This window comes from Sphingobacterium sp. UBA7855 (assembly GCA_002500745.1).
GTDB lineage: Bacteria > Bacteroidota > Bacteroidia > Sphingobacteriales > Sphingobacteriaceae > Sphingobacterium.
This window is the reverse complement of the sequence record DLST01000012.1, coordinates 245,077-260,684: the sequence shown is the minus strand read 5'-3', so window position 1 is coordinate 260,684 and position 15,608 is coordinate 245,077. Positions and strand designations below refer to the sequence as shown.

General features: G+C 39.0%; 15 protein-coding genes. 6 read left to right on the top strand and 9 right to left on the bottom strand.

Going from position 1 to position 15,608, the window contains the following annotated elements:
- Positions 1–73 precede the first annotated feature (73 nt).
- The gene (locus tag B2107_RS11440) at positions 74–1,081 is read left to right on the top strand and encodes a D-alanine--D-alanine ligase (RefSeq protein WP_293955762.1); all 1,008 of its coding nucleotides are present in this window, start codon (positions 74–76) and stop codon (positions 1,079–1,081) included.
- A gap of 124 nt (positions 1,082–1,205) precedes the next feature.
- On the opposite strand, the gene B2107_RS11435 is transcribed toward B2107_RS11440, so the two are convergent.
- The 4 genes from B2107_RS11435 to B2107_RS11420 all read right to left on the bottom strand — a co-directional run bounded on the left by B2107_RS11435 (position 1,206) and on the right by B2107_RS11420 (position 4,515).
- A complete protein-coding gene (locus B2107_RS11435; RefSeq protein WP_293955761.1) occupies positions 1,206–2,414 on the bottom strand; it encodes a serine hydrolase in 1,209 nt (402 codons plus the stop codon).
- Between the two features lie 64 nt (positions 2,415–2,478).
- Entirely contained in the window at positions 2,479–3,174 is a 696-nt protein-coding gene (locus tag B2107_RS11430) for a hypothetical protein (RefSeq protein WP_293955760.1), read from the bottom strand.
- On the bottom strand, positions 3,134–3,628 hold the full coding sequence (locus tag B2107_RS11425) for a dihydrofolate reductase (RefSeq protein WP_293955759.1): 495 nt from the start codon (positions 3,626–3,628) through the stop codon (positions 3,134–3,136). Before B2107_RS11425 ends, B2107_RS11430 begins: the two co-directional genes overlap by 41 nt.
- Before the next feature lie 65 nt (positions 3,629–3,693).
- Positions 3,694–4,515, bottom strand: a complete 822-nt coding sequence (locus B2107_RS11420) for a thymidylate synthase (RefSeq protein WP_293955758.1) — start codon at positions 4,513–4,515, stop codon at positions 3,694–3,696.
- A 267-nt stretch (positions 4,516–4,782) separates the two neighbouring features.
- Here B2107_RS11420 and mtaB point away from each other — a divergent pair, with 267 nt between their 5' ends.
- Positions 4,783–6,105 carry a tRNA (N(6)-L-threonylcarbamoyladenosine(37)-C(2))-methylthiotransferase MtaB gene (mtaB, locus tag B2107_RS11415; protein WP_293955757.1) on the top strand — a complete coding sequence of 441 codons (1,323 nt, stop codon included), beginning with the start codon at positions 4,783–4,785 and terminating at the stop codon, positions 6,103–6,105.
- A gap of 212 nt (positions 6,106–6,317) precedes the next feature.
- On the opposite strand, the gene B2107_RS11410 is transcribed toward mtaB, so the two are convergent.
- A complete protein-coding gene (locus B2107_RS11410; RefSeq protein WP_293955756.1) occupies positions 6,318–7,214 on the bottom strand; it encodes an EamA family transporter in 897 nt (298 codons plus the stop codon).
- A gap of 277 nt (positions 7,215–7,491) precedes the next feature.
- On the opposite strand from B2107_RS11410, the gene B2107_RS11405 reads away from it, so the two are divergent.
- From B2107_RS11405 to B2107_RS11395, 3 genes are all read left to right on the top strand, one after another.
- Positions 7,492–8,064, top strand: coding sequence for a C40 family peptidase (locus B2107_RS11405; protein WP_293955755.1), 573 nt, complete (start codon positions 7,492–7,494; stop codon positions 8,062–8,064).
- 90 nt (positions 8,065–8,154) lie between these two features.
- Positions 8,155–8,658 carry a hypothetical protein gene (locus B2107_RS11400; RefSeq protein ID WP_293955754.1) on the top strand — a complete coding sequence of 168 codons (504 nt, stop codon included), beginning with the start codon at positions 8,155–8,157 and terminating at the stop codon, positions 8,656–8,658.
- A 348-nt stretch (positions 8,659–9,006) separates the two neighbouring features.
- Positions 9,007–10,566: a calcineurin-like phosphoesterase family protein gene (locus B2107_RS11395; protein WP_293955753.1), complete on the top strand. Its 1,560-nt coding sequence runs from the start codon at positions 9,007–9,009 to the stop codon at positions 10,564–10,566.
- Positions 10,567–10,920: 354 nt separating this feature from the next.
- On the opposite strand, the gene B2107_RS11390 is transcribed toward B2107_RS11395, so the two are convergent.
- The 4 genes from B2107_RS11390 to B2107_RS11375 all read right to left on the bottom strand — a co-directional run bounded on the left by B2107_RS11390 (position 10,921) and on the right by B2107_RS11375 (position 14,791).
- Positions 10,921–12,273, bottom strand: a complete 1,353-nt coding sequence (locus B2107_RS11390) for a nucleoside permease (RefSeq protein ID WP_293955752.1) — start codon at positions 12,271–12,273, stop codon at positions 10,921–10,923.
- A gap of 43 nt (positions 12,274–12,316) precedes the next feature.
- On the bottom strand, positions 12,317–12,943 hold the full coding sequence (locus B2107_RS11385) for a bifunctional nuclease family protein (protein ID WP_293955751.1): 627 nt from the start codon (positions 12,941–12,943) through the stop codon (positions 12,317–12,319).
- A 115-nt stretch (positions 12,944–13,058) separates the two neighbouring features.
- Positions 13,059–14,033, bottom strand: coding sequence for an electron transfer flavoprotein subunit alpha/FixB family protein (locus tag B2107_RS11380; RefSeq protein WP_293955750.1), 975 nt, complete (start codon positions 14,031–14,033; stop codon positions 13,059–13,061).
- Between the two features lie 20 nt (positions 14,034–14,053).
- Positions 14,054–14,791, bottom strand: coding sequence for an electron transfer flavoprotein subunit beta/FixA family protein (locus tag B2107_RS11375; protein ID WP_293955749.1), 738 nt, complete (start codon positions 14,789–14,791; stop codon positions 14,054–14,056).
- Positions 14,792–15,191: 400 nt separating this feature from the next.
- Between B2107_RS11375 and B2107_RS11370 the strand changes: the two genes are divergently transcribed.
- The gene (locus tag B2107_RS11370; RefSeq protein WP_293955748.1) at positions 15,192–15,524 is read left to right on the top strand and encodes a tetratricopeptide repeat protein; all 333 of its coding nucleotides are present in this window, start codon (positions 15,192–15,194) and stop codon (positions 15,522–15,524) included.
- Positions 15,525–15,608: the final 84 nt, after the last annotated feature.

The window sequence follows — 15,608 nt, the reverse complement described above, 5'->3', positions numbered from 1 at the left end:
AATTATTCGTCACAAAATTATTCGTTTTTCCGTGTATAGCAAATTATATTTGCTCTTCGAATCGCTAAAATTTATGAAAGCAAAAATAGCATTAATAACTGGAGGTTATACAGGAGAAGCTGAAGTTTCTTTTAAAAGTTCAGCCTTCGTCAATTCGCAGCTTGATCACGACAAATACGATGTGTATATGATTACGGTGACCAAAGAAGCATGGTACTATGAAGATGTAGATGGTCAGCAGCATCCCATTTCGAAAGCAGATTTCACGCTTTCATTGCATGGGGATGTTTTGGTTTTTGACTTGGCATTTATTATGGTACACGGTGTGCCTGGAGAAGATGGGAGACTCCAAAGTTATTTTGACTTATTAGATATTCCTTATACGTCATGTGACGCGCTAACTTCTGCCTTGACGATGAATAAAGGGTATACAAAGGCGATTTTATCGGATATTCCAGAGCTGCATTTGGCAAAATCGGTCCTACTGTTTGAATCGCAACGCCCGGAGGCACTCAAAATAGTGGAAAGCAATCTTTCGCTGCCTTATTTTGTGAAACCTAATGCAGGTGGGAGCAGTATCGGTATGACCAAGGTGAAAGAATCTGCACAGTTAAAAGAAGCGATCGACAAAGCTTTTGATGCAGAAAATACAGGTAAACAGGTCATTGTCGAAGAATTTGTTACCGGACGGGAGTTTTCGGAAGGAATTTTTCGCAATTCAAAAGGCGAGCTTGTTGTTTTACCTGCTACGGAGGTTCGGACTACGCGCGAATTTTTTGACTACGAAGCGAAATATATACCTGGACTGACCGAAGAGATTACGCCGGCAGAGCTGACTAACGAACAGCAGGAACGGGCTGCACGTATCTTGAAAGAGATTTATGTCAGATTGAATTGCAAAGGTATGGTACGTGTAGATTTCTTTTTGGAAAACGAAACCGATAACTTTTATTTTATTGAAATCAATACCATTCCGGGGCAGACGGCGCAAAGTTTTATACCGCAGCAAGTACGCGCTTTTGGAATGAAAGAAGGTGATTTCTATGGAGAATTGATCGAAACAGCCTTGCAGTCGAAATAATATTGTCCTTTTCCAGGGGATATGAATAGAAGGGGGGACGGTTGCTAAAGTTAATAATATGAGACGTGGTAACTAAAGATAACAAAAGGCGGCTTTCAATTTTCTGAAAGCCGTCTTTTGTATTTTATTTTCTGAAATCAAATTTGGATAGATCGGGTTTAAACTTTTTTACCCTTTTCAATTCCTCCTGATAGATTACCTGCCCGATATTTTTTAAAAAGGGGTAGGTTACTGTTTCGTATTCATAGCGTCCATCGTTGTAGATACCATTTTCATTGGACTGCACAACAACGGCGAGCATAAATTCTACCCCATGTTCAAAGTCGACGATATAAGCATTATCAATGTTATAGCCATAAGAATCACCATACTTGTTGAAGATCCGTATGTTGGGATTTAGGGTCGTATGTTTTTCACGGCCATAAAAAAGGAGCTTGCTATACGTTGGCCAGAATTCTGCTGGATCATATTTCGGGAAATCTGATTCAAACGGATAGCGCGACATATAATCATAGAGTAGTGCGTAGTCATCTTTTTTCAGGTTAAATCTATCTTTAGGCTGAAATGCTTCAGGAAATAACAATTTCTGCAGGATGAGCTGTTGATCTTGAAGAGCGTAGACATTTAATCCTTCAAAGCTCCAGGGGGCATGGACTAGCTCATCTTTGTCGTTTATATAGCCTTTTCCCTGAAGGGTATTGGCCAGCTTGATGGGATAGTCTTTGGGGTCGAACTGTGCCTCTTGTTTATAAATACTATTTTCCCCATTGTAAAAGGTTATAGGATTGGTATGTTTGGCCCATATGCCCTTGTCACCAATAGCGAGGCGGTTGACAATGCGGCTGTATTGGGTACCATATTTTTTAAGTTTTCTATTGAGCTCCGCACGGCCAATAAATTCGAAAAGCCTGTTCTGGGCATCGTTGTCGCTGGTCAATAATATTTTTTTTACATATTGTGCCACGGAAGGAAGCCCATTGGCTGCCGACTCATCTACAAGAACCTTCGTCTGCTTTTCAAATGCAGCATCAATACGGAGGGGGGTGTCTTTGCTGAGACCTGCAATCTGTAGGTCATTGATTTTTTCTAAGGCCAGAATTGCTGTCGGCAACTTTACGGTACTTGCTGGATAAAAATACCAGTTCGGATTCATTCGATAGCTATAGGATCTGAAATGCGGCATATTGGATTTGTCACGATCAATTTGCGTATACAGAATCTGCACCTCATTTTTAGTCGGATGCCTCAATATGTTTTGAAATAGATCAGGATGACTCTGGAGTAATTTTTCCAGGTAAACAGTATCTATCTTTTGAGCGTATGCGTCTGACATGAATAGGGTGAAAATTAAGATAAAGTATTTGTACATGTGCTTTATATCCAAGTGTTGCGCTTGTTTAGTCCTGTCTATTAAGCTCTTCTATAGCTTTTAACAATTTGTTTTTTGACAGGAGCTTTTTTGCTTTTTCATTTCCCTCTACATAAGGCTCCAAGGTTTCTTTTTTCAGTGGTAAAATTTCCTTCGCCTTTTCCATTTTGAAATGTGATATGGTAGGCTGATTGATATCAGCGGTCATGCTATACCGGCGGATTCGCTGTTCATGACTGACAGTGTCGACCAAAAATAACCAGCAACTGTCCTGTGGAATGCCTTTTATTTTCTTGTTCCAATAATCTATCCGATAGATTTCTTTTGTCTGCTCGGGCGTTACCGTATGTTTCTTGCCTTTTTCTCGCCAGGATATTTCACTGGGTGCTGTTGTGGTTCTTAATTTTATTTTTGTTTTTGCAACAACGGTGCTGTCATTTTTCAAAACAATATAAAATTTATACCTACTGCTTATCGGTTCGCTATTGAAAGAATAGAACCGGGGGGTATATACGCCCGGTAAAGTAACGTTCCCGCTTGGAGTTCGTATCGTGGTTGGCGGGCTAAATTGTGCAAGAGCTCGGTTCGAGGTACCCAGTAAGAAAATTACGAAACGTAATGTCCATAGGATCATGGAGCTTTTTGCTCCAATATATTGCGTTTTGAAATTCGTAAACACAGAACTATTTTCTTGAATAAACTTCAAAGGTATAAGCAAATGCATGTTTTTCATCCACCTGATGCGCATCTGAGGAAACCAATTCCCATTCTTCGGCTGGTAATGCAGGAAAGAAAGCATCTCCTTTGACGGTGGTATGCACCCGTGTTAAAAGTACTTTGTTGGCGAGTGGAAGGGCCTGCTGATAGATGTTTGCACCACCAATAATAAATACTTCGCGCTCGTCGCGACAATATAAAAGTGCTTCCTGAATACTGTTAGCGACATCAATATCTTCACCTTGAAAATCTGCGTTGCGTGTGATGACAATATTCCTTCTTTCCGGTAATGCTTTACCTATGGACTCAAATGTCTTTCTGCCCATCAGTACAGAATGTTCAATAGTATTTTTCTTGAAATATTTAAAGTCGTTTGGTAAATGCCAAGGCATCTTGTTGTTGATTCCGATGGCATTGTTGTCCGATGCAGCGACAATTAATGTGATCGTTGGGTTGCTCATTGTTGATATAAGGTGATTATTTATCCGCTAAAAGAATGTTGTTGCAAAATTAGGTGCCATCATAATTAAACAGCAACCGGAGCTTTGATATGAGGATGTGATTCGTAGTTCAATAATTCAAAATCTTCAAATTTGAAATCAAAAATATCTTTTACATCGGGGTTAATGCTCATCTGTGGTAGCGCTTTAGGTTCTCTGCTCAATTGAAGTTCGGTTTGTTCAAAGTGATTACTATAAATATGCGCATCACCTAGGGTATGAATAAATTCAGCCGCTTCCATATCACACACTTGGGCAACCATCATGGTTAAAAGTGCGTAAGATGCAATGTTAAAAGGTACACCCAAAAATATATCCGCACTACGCTGATAGAGTTGACAGGACAATTGTGGCTTTAAAATTCCTTTTTCGGGTTGCGCTGGAGCGACATAAAATTGGAAAAAAGCATGACAAGGCGGTAATGCCATATGTTCTATTTCAGCAACATTCCATGCCGATACAATAATACGACGGGAATCCGGCGAACTTTTAAGCTGATTAATTACTTGTGCAATTTGATCAATATGACGGCCGTCGGGCGTCGGCCAAGACCGCCATTGCGATCCGTACACAGGGCCCAAATTTCCTTGTTCGTCAGCCCATTCGTCCCAAATACTTACGCCATTTTCTTTGAGATACTGAATATTGGTTTCGCCTTTTAGGAACCAGATTAACTCATGTATAATGGATCGCAGGTGTAATTTCTTTGTTGTTACCAAAGGAAAACCTTCCTGGAGGTTGAAACGCATCTGATATCCAAAGACACTTTTGGTGCCTGTGCCTGTACGATCTGTCTTTACAACACCATCTGTATATACATGTCTGAGTAAATCTAAATATTGTTTCATCTGTAAAAAAGTAATTTTTAAATGTCAAATATCAATGCTATTATCGAACTCTATGAGAATGTATAGCACTACTTTATGGGTCTGATTCTCGATCGGGGAATACCTGAATACATCAAGGTCCTGACTAATTTCGTTTGACTATAATAAGCCGCCTGTGCATTCAGCATTCAAGATAGTCAAAACTAAGGAAAATCCTTATAACGAGAAAGTCAAAACTTAAAATGATAAGAGTGGTTACTGAAAAAAAATGTAATTTTGCAAAATATTATGGAGAATAAAAAAGTAGCTTTTTATACACTTGGATGTAAACTGAATTATTCGGAGACATCGTCCATTGGTCGTTTATTTAAAGAAGCGGGCTATGATACCACAGCGTTCAATAGCCGTGCGGACGTTTATGTAATCAATACATGTTCGGTAACGGATAATGCTGACAAGAAGTGTAGAAAAGTGGTTAAGGAAGCTTTAAAGCACTCTCCCAATGCTTATATTACGATTGTTGGTTGTTATGCGCAGCTAAAACCAAAAGAAATCGCCGAGATTCCTGGTGTAGATATGGTTTTGGGTGCTGCAGAAAAGTTTAATATTATTGAGCATATCAATGATTTGACCAAACAGGAAAAGACAATCGTTTATAATGGTCCGATCGATGAGACCAATCAATTTGTATCTGCTTATTCAATTGGTGATCGTACGCGTACTTTCCTAAAAGTACAGGATGGATGTGATTACTCGTGCACGTTTTGTACAATCCCTCTAGCGCGTGGCGGAAGCCGCTCCGGTAAGATCGAAGATATTGTGCGTCAAGCGGAAGAAATTGCAGCTTCAGGTGTAAAGGAAATCGTGTTAACAGGAGTTAATATTGGTGATTTTGGTATTCGTGATGGTAAACGTGAAGACCGATTCTTGGATTTGGTAAAGGCTTTGGATGAAGTCGAAGGTATCGACAGGATTCGGATTTCTTCGATAGAACCCAATCTGCTTTCCAATGATATTATTGAGTTTGTGGCAAAATCAAAACGTTTTGTTCCACATTTCCATATGCCTTTACAGTCTGGAAGCAATAAAATTCTAAGTTTAATGCGCAGAAGGTACAAAAGAGAGCTTTACACAGAGCGTGTGGCATATATCAAGTCTTTAATGCCTAATTGTTGCATCGGTGTTGACGTCATTGTTGGATTTCCAGGAGAAACACGTGAAGATTTTATCGATACCTACAATTTCCTGAATGATATGAACATCTCTTATCTGCATGTCTTTACCTATTCAGAAAGAGAAAATACGATTGCCGCGCAAATGGATGGAGCAGTACCGGGAATGCAACGTAGCGATCGCAGCAAAATGCTGCATATCCTTTCTGAGAAGAAGCGTCGTGCTTTCTATGAATCGCAATTAGGAGAAATCGGAGACGTATTGTTTGAGGCTGATGAGAAAGACGGTTACATGCATGGTTTCTCTAAAAATTATGTTAAAGTGCGGACTTTGTACGATCCCTTATTGGTAAATGAGGTTGTGCCGGTTAAATTTATGGAAGTAACGGACTCCTGTGAAGTCGAGGTGGAAGAAATTCCAGAGACATTGGCACATTAGTTCAATAAAGATTTATAACATACAAAAAGGCAATCTTCTCTAATAAGATTGCCTTTTTTGTATGAAAGTTGTCTGCTTTTATTGCCCAGAAAGGACTTTTATTCGCTTTTGTCGCTGTTGGCGTGTACGACATCACGAAGTTTTGATTGCTGTATTCGGATAGATATCCTCAAATTGAGTGCAGCTATCTGATCGAAAGGTGATTGGTACCCCTAATGTGTACTGCTCTTTGCTGCATTTAACCAAATGACGGTACCCAAGATCAAAAGCACACCAATCCATTGAACAGTCGATACACTTTCATGAAGTATGAAAAATGACATACAGGTGGCTACAGGCAGTTCGGCCGAACTCAATATTCCTCCTAAGGAGAATCCAGTTTTGGGCAAACCATAGGCAAACAATAAAGGCGGAATGACCGTGCCAAATAAAGAAAGTATCAATCCAAAATAGAAAAAATTATCATCAAATTGACCATTAAATAAATAAGACGGTGGAAATAAAGTGAAAATCAGGATACAAGAACCTGTTACCATAATAGCACTTTTTTGAATGGGGTGGTAGTCATTGCCTACACGCCCATTTACAATCATGAACACCGAATAGGCAGTCGCCGCCAAAAGACCGAATAACACACCCGTTAAATTGAGTTGTTGTAATCCTTTTTCAATGAGCCCCGTTGCTAATAAGGTTGCAACAAGTACAATTCCAATACCGATCAAATTGTTTTTTGAAGGTTTTGTCTTAAAAAAGATAAACTCAATGAGCACGCCGATCCAGATATACTGCATTAGCAAGACTATGGCTAATGAAGCGGGAACGAGCTGAACACATTTATAATAGAGAACACTCACCAAACCGGTAGATGTACCGCTGATCAATATCTTAACCCAGGAAGATTTTTTGCTTGAAGCGTGAAATGACTTTGCCGAAAAGAGTTTGATGACAATATATATAAGCCACAGTATAAGCATGCCAAACAATACCTGGATTCCCGTTACTTCGCCTAAAGTCAGTCCTTTACCGTAAGCTTTTTTTACAAATGTTGATAGTATTCCGAAACTACTTGCACCTAAAAAGACAGCCAATGCACCTTTTAATTTTTCCATTGTCAAATAAATTAGGCGTCAAAGTTACGATTTCTGAACAATTCTTTTCCTGCTCTGACATCCTTATCGAGAAAAGGAATCTTTCGACTGGGATATCGCATTGGAATAGCTGTAGCTGAGACCTCATTGGTGAAAATTATGTCACCAATAATGAATGGTTTTCGATGGATGGATAAAAGGGGTTCTTACTGTAAAATGTTTTAGCAACACGGTAAATGTGTTGCATATAAATAGCAATTTACTTAAGTTTGTTAGGCAACAACGTAGATTGAACAGCATGATTGTCAGATTTTATTTTGTTTTCTTTTTGGGTGTAGTTCTATTTTTGAGCAGTTGTTCAACAAAGAAAAAGGTACTTATCGCTAATTCTTATCCTGCTAAGGGTGGTGTTTTGACAGATGCTAGTTCAGCGCGAGGAAGGTCCTTTTCGGGATCGCGGCTTGACAGTTATGCCAATTTGCTTAACGTGAGTCCTCAAAGGCTAAATCCAAACCTTTACTCTTTTATCGATGACTGGATGGGCATACCGCATCGTATGGGCGGACAGAGCAAATCCGGTGTGGATTGTTCAGGCTTTGTAAATCTGCTCTACATGGAAGTTTATAAAGGAAATTTACCGCGCACTTCTCGTGACATGGAAGGAGTAGTAAAGCGAAAAAAGGTCGATAAACTTCAAGAAGGGGATCTTGTATTTTTTTCATTCGGGCGTAGCGGGATAGATCATGTTGGTGTATACCTTCATAATAATAAGTTTGTACATGTATCAACGCGCAAGGGTGTTATTATATCTGATCTTTCTGATAGCTGGTATGCCAAGACCTTTGTTGACGCAGGCTCTCCTAATATTTAGATCGCAGTAGCTCATGTAGGTTTTATGTCATATCTTGATATAAACTTTTATACCCTATATAAATCCTTATTTTTGTCAAAATTTATAGCAATGACAATAAAGAGTAAGAAGATTTTTTTGGGCCTTTGTATTATTGTGCCGTTTTTGATGTATTGTGTTTATTACTATAGTAATATGATCAAAAATGCCCCTTTTCGTTTTGCTGATTTTGAATCCATAGAATTCAAATACGGCGAGCCAAACCACATGGTCAACGAGTACAATTCTAAAACCCGTATCTATAAATATTTAGACAAAAAAGATTCTTTAATTACCGATACTGTAAAATTTACAAAAGACGATTTATTATATTTACATCGCAAAGCGATGGAGCTGGGTTTTTGGAATTTGGATACCGATATGACAGGTCCCGAATGGCAGCAGGATTCGACAAATTCTAAGGTTCCACGTTTTTATCTGGAGTTCAACTACAAAGATAAATCCAAACATGTAACTTTAGATGCCGATTTCGCAGGCAATCCGCGCATGCATGACGCGGCAAAGTCTATGATTGATGAAGTCAACCGCATGTTGGCGACCGCGCAGGCAAGGTAATTAAGAAATAGACCTAAGGGTAAAAGGAGAAATTAAGCAATTGGTTTCTCTTTTTTTGTATCTACTCCTTTTTTCTAGGAACATTTATGAAAGACTGCAAAGCAAGAACAAAGGTCAATCTACTAATACAGCCTAATATAACAGGTACTTTATAGGGAGCTAATAGGGGGGGCATTCGTATGAAAACGTATAAAGTACGAATGATATCCCTATTACTTTAGTATTAAATATGTGTTAATTAGTACGTTGATTGCATGATATACCCTTCGATTCTTGATGAATTCTTTATATTCTCTTTATACTCCTTTAACCTGAATGGAATACTTTAGCGCCAAAACAAAATAACATATGAAAACATTTTTGGCATTAGCAATTTCCTGGGCATTCGTACATGCTACGCACGCACAAGATTTTGCAAAAGGAAAGGTTTATTTGGACGTAAACAAAAACGGAAAATTAGATAAAAATGAGAAAGGTATTGCGTCTGTTTCTGTTAGTAACGGACGTGAGGTAACTACCACAGATAAAGATGGTAATTATCAATTGCCCATTGGGAATGACAATATCATTTTCGTCGTCAAACCAGCAGGTTATGCCGTACCTTTAGATGAAAATAATCATCCAAAATTCTATTATATCCATAAATTGAACGGCAGTCCAGCTTCAAAATACCCTGCCGTAGCTGCCACAGGGAAAATCCCTGCTGCGGTAAATTTTGCTTTGTATCAGCAAGAAGAGGATCCAAACTTTTCAGCTTTTGTTTTCGGTGATCCACAGGCTTACACGGAGGAAGAACTGTCCTATTTCAAAAACGGGGTGATCAACGGAATTTCGGATAAGACAATTGCAAAATTTGGCATCAGCTTAGGCGATTTAGTGGGCGACGATCTTTCCCTACAGCCAAAATATAAATCGGTGATTTCTACCATGGGATTGCCTTGGTATAATGTTATGGGAAACCATGATATGAACTATGATGCCAAAGTAGATAGCCTCTCCGATGAATCATTCGAGAAAACGTTTGGTCCCAACAATTATGCATTCAACTATGGGAATGCGCATTTTATTATCCTAGACAATATTATTTATCCGAATCCACGCACAGGAAAAGGTTATTTAGGTGGATTTCGTAAAGATCAGCTAGAGTTTGTGGAAAATGACTTAAAAAACGTTGCTAAAGATAAATTAATTGTGCTGGCGTTCCATATTCCTTTATACCATCAAAACTCAGATGTTTTTCGTAACGAAGATAGACAACGTCTTTTTGATATGCTCGCTCCATTTAAGCATACATTGTCTTTATCGGCACATACACACTTTCAGCGGCAGTATTTCTATGGGCAAAAAGACGGATGGAAACAAGAGAAGCCGCATCACGAGTATAACGTAGGCACGACATCGGGTGATTGGTACTCTGGCGAGTTGAATGAAAAAGGAATTCCTGTTTCTACAATGCGGGATGGTACACCAAAAGGATATGCTATTTTGAAAATTCAAGATAATCAATACAGTTTCGATTACAAGGTTGTCGATAAGCCGGCAACGTATCAGATTGACTTATATGGTGCTTCGGTTATTCCGGAAAAGTACAGCAAAAGATATCCGATATACGCTAATTTCTTTATAGGAAAGGAGGGCGACAAGGTCAGGTATAGAATCAATCAGGGGGAATGGAAAGAAATGGACTTTGTAAATGAAAACGATCCAGCATTTCTAAATTCGTTGGCTAAATATGATACAGCAACTGAATTGAAGAACACTCGTAGACCTTCCAATCCTGAAAAATCCAGTCATTTGTGGGTCGCTAATCTGCCAAAACTTAAAGCAGGCAAATATCATATTGAGGTTGAGGCGATCGATCTTTTCAATAGAACGCATGTTGCAACGAAAACTATAGAGGTAAGATAAAACATTTTAGCGTTGTTTTAAGCTTAAAGATAGCTTAAGATACACTTAACATATGTCTCCTATATTTGTATAGAGTAATTTTTGATTCATAAAGAGTTAGGGTTAATGTGTAGATCTGTTGTGAAACACGTCTGAAAATTTAGTTTGTTTTTAAAGTGAAGGTAATCTCCCCAGATTACCTTTCGCTATTTTTAACCCCTTCACCGTAACATTCGCTTACATTGTGTTATAACTGACTGCTGATGTTGTTAAAAAACAGCTATAGCAATAAAGTAAGATCCAATCATACGATTTGTCTTTTTAAAATAAAAAAATAGCCGCTAATTGCGGCTTTTTTTATTTTAAGCTTAGCGGTTAACGCTCGTGTTTATGTCTAAAGAATAAAGCAAAAAGAATTGCGATAACAAACGTGTAGAGCGCAAATGCAAGCCAGATATCATGCCAGTCTTTTAGCATAAGATTGCCGCTTAAAACACCGTCAGGTAAGATCGAAATGTTTCTTTCCTTTAAGAAGTGCAGAAAGTGAGTGTTATCCACTGTTGTGTCCAGGTATTGGGCTAAATCTTTGCTATGCTGAAAACTTTTGGTAAAGTATTGATCAATGATCCACCCAGAAGCAAAACTGCCTACCACGGCGCCAAAGCCATTTGTCATCATCATAAACAAACCTTGGGCAGAACTGCGTATACTGGAGGTTGTGGAGGTTTCGACAAACAGTGAGCCTGAAATATTAAAAAAATCAAAGGCCATGCCATATACGATGCAGGATAATACAATCATCCAAAGCCCGCCAGCAGGGTCACCAAAGGAGAACAATCCAAAACGTAAAACCCAAGCTAACATCGAAATCAGCATCACCTTTTTTATACCAAATCTTTTCAGGAAGAATGGAATAGCAAGAATAAAGAGCGTTTCGGATATTTGTGAAATTGACATAATGATCGTCGAATATTTCACGACGAAAGATTCTGCAAATTTGGGGTAGAATTTAAATTCATCCAAAAATACGTCGCCGTAGGCGTTGGTCAACTGGAGTGCTGCGCCTAAGAACATGGAAAAAATAAAAAATAAAGCCATTTTATAATTTCCAAAAAGTTTAAACGCTTCTAAGCCCAATAGCTGTGTCCAAGAAGCATTTTCCTGTTGTAATTTTTTCGGAGGACATTTTGGTAACGTAAACGCGTAGAGACTTAAAGCTAAGGCTGCAGTTCCGGCGATATAAAATTGAAAGGCCGTTGCTTTGCTACCCGTTAAATTGGTGATCCACATCGCGACGATGAAACCGATTGTGCCAAACACCCGGATAGGGGGAAATGCTTTGACCAGATCATAGTTGTTTTCATTTAGTGCAGTATAAGCGATGGAATTCGATAGCGCCAAAGTCGGCATATAAAAACACATCGCCGCAAGCATCGCATAAAAAAAGGTGTTTGGATCATTTACCTGAGGTAAATAGAATAAAACACCAGCATAACATAAGTGAAGAATAAAATATAATCTTTCTGCATTTATCCACCGATCGGCAATGATTCCCATTAGTGTAGGCATAAATAGAGATGCGATTCCCATTGTTGCAAAAATGGCTCCAAATTGCGTACCATCCCATTGCTTTGTGCCAAACCAATAGTTCGCTATTGTAATCAACCATGCTCCCCAGACGAAGAACTGAAAGAAGCTCATGATGGTCAATCTTAATTTAATAGACATAAATGATGTTATTTAAAATTTTGTTTTGCTCTAATGAAAGGCACTATTTCCTTTTGGAAATCTCATCCCTAATCAACGCCGCCCGTTCGTAGTTTTCTTCGGTCAATGCCTGATTAAGTGCTTGTTCCAATTGCTCATTTGTCAATGAGGAGAAAGGATTGTGTGGGGATTTTGAAGGTGTTTTTTCTTCGACCTCAACAACACTTGGATCCTGGACTTTGTTGGATTTGTCCATATTTTCCAAAAATGCGAAATCATGTCCTTCAATAATAATTCCTGCAGAGGACATAATAAATTCGTAGGCATACAAGGGCGCTTCAAAGCGTATTGCAAGGGCAACAGCATCAGAAGTGCGTGCGTCAATCTCTACAATCTTGTTGCCGTCGGAACAGATCATTTTAGCATAAAATATCCCTTCAATTAGATTGTAGATAATAACTTCAATAAGCCGAATTCCAAATGATTCTCCAAAGGATTGAAATAGGTCGTGTGTCAGCGGGCGACTAGGAATCATTTTTTCTATCCGAATAGCAATAGCTTGAGCCTCGTGACTGCCGATGATGATGGGTAATCTTCTGTTGCCTTCCACTTCACCTAATACCAGGGCATAAGCCCCTGATTGGGTTTGACTATAGGATAAACCAACGATATCTAATCTGATTTTCTTCATTTTAATTTCAAACCGGTTTACAAACTTAGATAAATTTGCTTTTATATGCAATTATAACCAATAAAAAACTCCCCATTCAGTTTCAATAAATGGGGAGAATATATGGATTAAATGTTTATATACCTCTATAAGCCTTCAGTGCTTGCGTCAATTTTGGAACGATGTCAAATACATCCCCTACAATTCCATAATCGGCAACTTTGAAAAATGGAGCTTCGGGATCTTTATTGATGACAACAATGGTTTTTGAGGAGCTCACCCCCGCCAAATGTTGAATTGCACCAGAGATACCAATTGCAATATAGAGATTAGGGCTCACTACAATACCTGTTTGTCCTACGTGTTCCGAATGGGGGCGCCAGCCGGCGTCGGACACAGGTTTCGAACATGCGGTAGCTGCACCTAGCACATCCGCAAGTTCTTCAATCATCCCCCAGTTTTCGGGGCCTTTGAGACCGCGGCCCGCAGAGACCACAATGTCAGCTTCGGGTAAAGAAACTTTGTCTGTTGCGCGCACAATCTCCTTAACCACGGTTGAAAAATCAAGTTGGTCAATATTGGGCGTAAAGGTTTCGACAGTGGCATTACCACCAGTCTCTTTTATTTCATATGCATTTGGACTTAGTGCGATGACCTTTATATCCGAGGTTAGTTCGAGCGTAGCGAACGCTTTATTGGAGAACGCCGTTTTTTTGACCGTCAGTTTGTCATCCGTAATGTGCGGTAATTCGAGCGCGCCATCGGCCAGACCAGCTTCCAACTTGGCTGCAATGCGAGGAGCAAGTCCTTTTCCGGAAAATGAATTGGACAGGACAAGCAATTTCGAACCCGTACTTTTTAAAGCTTCTGCGATGATACTAGCATAAGCTCGGTTTACAAAAGAAGCAAGTTGTTCCTGATTGACATTTAATACTTTCGAAGCACCGTATTTGCCCAAAGCAGCAAGTTCGTCTTCGGCAACATTCCCGATTGAAATTGCAACAACATCAGTCTGTATGTTATCAGCGATGGATTTGGCATACGAAACAACTTCAAAAGCAGATTTTTTGAATTTTCCATCGGTATTTTCTACATATACAAGTATCGACATAGTGTTTTAGCGTTTAAAGATTAAATAACTTTAGCTTCATCATGAAGAAGAGAAACTAATTTTTCTACCTCAGTAGCGTCAACAAGTTTGACCGTACCTCGTGGAGCTGGTGTCTCATAGTTGACAATGTGAGCAAGAAGTTCTACGGAGAACGGTTCCACCACGTCCAGCGGTTTGCTTCGTGCACTCATAATACCACGCATATTGGGTATTTTAGGCTCAGCAACACCTTCGGCTGTACCGATGACGAGTGGTAACTTGGCCGTTAACACTTCTTTACCACCCTCAATTTCACGTTCCACGGTCACCATATCACTTGCAACCTCGACTTTTTTGGCTATGGAAACAGATGGGATCTGTAGCAATTCTCCTATAATTGCCGCCACCTGAGCACCATTATAATCGATAGATTCACGACCAGTTAAAATTAAGTCAAATGCATTGTCTTTGGCATACGCTGCTATTTGATTCGCAACAAACCAAGCATCGCGGGGAGCGGCATCTATCCGTACAGCGTTATCTGCGCCAATTGCCAATGCTTTTCGAATGGTTGCATCTGTCGATGCATCCCCCACATTGATGACAGTTACGGTTCCTTTTCCACCTTCGGCCAATTCCACTGCTTTAGATAAAGCAATTTCATCATAAGGGTTTATAATGAATTGTACACCAGCTGTATTAAATGCAGTGTTGTCATTTGTAAAAGTGATTTTGGATGTAGTGTCAGGGACATTACTTATACAAACTAATATTTTCATATACGATTGGTTTTACCCAAACTTACCATATTTTCATTTAATTAAAAAGTTTCAGATCAACCAAAATCCCTTGAGATGGCAATTGATAGATATTGAATATTTTTAAAATTTTCAAGCATTTTTCGATTATTTTTTTTGATGTAACAAGATATTTAATGCTTTTGTTGCTGTTTTTGTAATTTTTCTTTTTGAACAAGTGATTTCTGACAACAGATTTGTTTCGTCAGCAAATTGTCATTTTGTATGCTAGCATAGTAATTTTTGGATAAGTATAGATTTCTCAAGGGTTTAGAAGAGTAATGTTTTTTTTCTATCATACAGGGATGTGGATTGTTATCACTAGGTATACGTATTATATTGGATATAAAGTTCAATTTGTCTAAGTTTGAAATAAAAAAATATGTCAACACGATTGGACCAACTGAATGAATTTCTGAAAGAGAGCCCGGAGGATCCTTTTCTGAAATATGCGATTGCAGCTGAATATCTCAAGCAGGGGAATGAGCAGGAGGCTATGTCGAGATTCGAGGATTTAGTACAGTCTAATCCAGAATATGTAGGAACCTACTATCATCTGGGTAAATTGTACGAAAAATTAAGTCGAGAAGAGTCGGCGATTGCTACATACCGATCTGGAATCGAGATCGCCCGCAAAAGTCGTAATTTCCATGCTCTGGGCGAGTTGCAGGGCGCATTGGCAGTTTTGGCAGACGATGACGATGATGATTTTTAATCTTTTCTAAATTTTTGGTATTTAATTTGTTATGAATTTATTGGTGTAACTGTTAGATGCTGATTTTTTTGAATTTAGAATGTG

What these genes read in the sequence shown, in the direction of transcription:
- B2107_RS11440 (WP_293955762.1), top strand. Translation starts at nt 74, where the DNA reads ATGAAAGCAAAAATAGCATTAATAACTGGAGGTTATACAGGAGAAGCT.
- B2107_RS11435 (WP_293955761.1), bottom strand. Translation starts at nt 2,414, where the DNA reads ATGTCAGACGCATACGCTCAAAAGATAGATACTGTTTACCTGGAAAAA.
- B2107_RS11430 (WP_293955760.1), bottom strand. Translation starts at nt 3,174, where the DNA reads ATGCATTTGCTTATACCTTTGAAGTTTATTCAAGAAAATAGTTCTGTG.
- B2107_RS11425 (WP_293955759.1), bottom strand. Translation starts at nt 3,628, where the DNA reads ATGAGCAACCCAACGATCACATTAATTGTCGCTGCATCGGACAACAAT.
- B2107_RS11420 (WP_293955758.1), bottom strand. Translation starts at nt 4,515, where the DNA reads ATGAAACAATATTTAGATTTACTCAGACATGTATATACAGATGGTGTT.
- mtaB (WP_293955757.1), top strand. Translation starts at nt 4,783, where the DNA reads ATGGAGAATAAAAAAGTAGCTTTTTATACACTTGGATGTAAACTGAAT.
- B2107_RS11410 (WP_293955756.1), bottom strand. Translation starts at nt 7,214, where the DNA reads ATGGAAAAATTAAAAGGTGCATTGGCTGTCTTTTTAGGTGCAAGTAGT.
- B2107_RS11405 (WP_293955755.1), top strand. Translation starts at nt 7,492, where the DNA reads ATGATTGTCAGATTTTATTTTGTTTTCTTTTTGGGTGTAGTTCTATTT.
- B2107_RS11400 (WP_293955754.1), top strand. Translation starts at nt 8,155, where the DNA reads ATGACAATAAAGAGTAAGAAGATTTTTTTGGGCCTTTGTATTATTGTG.
- B2107_RS11395 (WP_293955753.1), top strand. Translation starts at nt 9,007, where the DNA reads ATGAAAACATTTTTGGCATTAGCAATTTCCTGGGCATTCGTACATGCT.
- B2107_RS11390 (WP_293955752.1), bottom strand. Translation starts at nt 12,273, where the DNA reads ATGTCTATTAAATTAAGATTGACCATCATGAGCTTCTTTCAGTTCTTC.
- B2107_RS11385 (WP_293955751.1), bottom strand. Translation starts at nt 12,943, where the DNA reads ATGAAGAAAATCAGATTAGATATCGTTGGTTTATCCTATAGTCAAACC.
- B2107_RS11380 (WP_293955750.1), bottom strand. Translation starts at nt 14,033, where the DNA reads ATGTCGATACTTGTATATGTAGAAAATACCGATGGAAAATTCAAAAAA.
- B2107_RS11375 (WP_293955749.1), bottom strand. Translation starts at nt 14,791, where the DNA reads ATGAAAATATTAGTTTGTATAAGTAATGTCCCTGACACTACATCCAAA.
- B2107_RS11370 (WP_293955748.1), top strand. Translation starts at nt 15,192, where the DNA reads ATGTCAACACGATTGGACCAACTGAATGAATTTCTGAAAGAGAGCCCG.